This window comes from Bacillus sp. JJ1764, from assembly GCF_036962145.1.
Classification (GTDB): Bacteria; Bacillota; Bacilli; order Bacillales; family Cytobacillaceae; genus Neobacillus.
In genome coordinates this window covers 288-1,868 of the sequence record NZ_JBALNY010000179.1, presented here as the reverse complement: position 1 = coordinate 1,868, position 1,581 = coordinate 288, and the positions used below count along the sequence as shown (strand labels likewise).

Here is a 1,581-nt window from a genome sequence, read left to right as displayed (position 1 = left end):
CTAACCTCCCTCAATAAACAAAGTGAAAACTCGCGTTTTCTCCAGTATTCTCAGTATTTTATAGAATGTTATTTTAGAGGTTAATGCTCGCTACTATGGTTGGATTTATCTCGAAAGGATAATTTTGGGCTTTGAAGCAAAAAAGACTAATAGCTCATGAGTCACTCAATTACAAAAATTGGTGGATGAGTTAAAATATGATCGCACTGGTGGATGTCCACATTTCTCATGGAGGTCAACCCTCCCATGCCTCACAGAGTCTTCGCTCTCAAATTCCTTCGTCCAACCTTTCCATGAGGTGGATGTCAGTCATGCTGCCCCACAGGGTCCTTGCCCGAAGTTTAGTTGCTTTGCTGACTAATCCGTGCTTCAATTGTACGAGACTTTTAACAACTAAAACTCTTTTCTACTCTACTGTTCCTACTAGACTAAGCGGCTTTCTCAACTTCTATGTTTGCTGCCATATGAGGGATATCCTGTAACATTCTCTCTTCACTAAACTCAAATTGTTTCTTACCAATGGCAAATAATATACGTATTAGCTTATTGCACAAGGCAATCAGAGACTGCATTTTCTTTAGAGGATTATCAGGACGCTGCGTGTAATAGGCATGCAATGCTTTAAAAGCCGAATTCTTCGCAACCATAATCATACAAACCCTGAAGAGGAGAGCCCTTAGCTTCTTCCTTCCTCGTTTTGTAATTTTGGTTCGCCCTTTATGTTTGCCAGAGGTGTTCTCCTTCAAGCTCAGTCCAGCTAGCTTAATGATTTGTCTAGGGTGAGAATAATCTTGAAGATTTCCTACTTCCGCAAAGAAGCCGGCAACCGTATCTCTGCCTACTCCCTTAATAACTAACATTTGTTGAACACCAGGAATATGTTCAATTAGGTTATCTATCTTATTATCTAGTTCTATGAACTTCCCTTGTATCAAGTCATACTTATCAAGCAGCGTTTCTAGTTCTAATTTAGCCATACTAGCACCTTGACGAAGTCCGATGGACTCTTTAGCAGCTTGTTTTAACTCTATTATTTTGTTTAGCCCTACACTACGACTAACTGCCTTTCGCAAATGATCTAGTAAGTCCTGGTCAGTGAAATGAATCAGTTCATGTGGTAAGGTTCCTAGCCTTAGAAACTGTAAGGCTGCTTTCCCTTCCCAACTCTTAAAGACGGTTAAAAATTCAGGAAAATACCGATCTAGCCAGTTGTGAATCTGTCCTTGCACGGTTTGAAGGTCGTCAGTTAGGAGATCACGTATTTTTTTCGCCACACGGAGTTCTGCATAAACACCTTGTGGAATTGTTGGTTCAGCATATCTCCCATCCTTGACCAGCTGTGCGATAACTTTAGCGTCTTTCACATCGTTCTTAGTCGGTGAGTTGTCGTCGAGTTCTTTACTTTTCTTTACATGTAACGGGTTTACTGCGACAAATTTTATATTATTTTCTTTCAGTATATGAGCTAGGTTTAGCCAGTAGTGTCCGGTAGGTTCCATACCAACTATCGCTTTTTCCATATGTTGTTCTAGCTTTAATTGATTGATCCAATTGAGAAACAGTTGAAATCCTTGCTTGGTA

The 1,581-nt window shown here is 40.1% G+C and carries 1 protein-coding gene; it reads right to left on the bottom strand.

Features of this window, described 5'->3' with window-relative positions; translation table 11 throughout:
- Nucleotides 1-428 precede the first annotated feature (428 nt).
- Nucleotides 429-1,581 (bottom strand): IS110 family transposase (locus tag V7083_RS20495; RefSeq protein WP_335481404.1); only part of this gene is annotated, 1,153 nt, incomplete at its 5' end.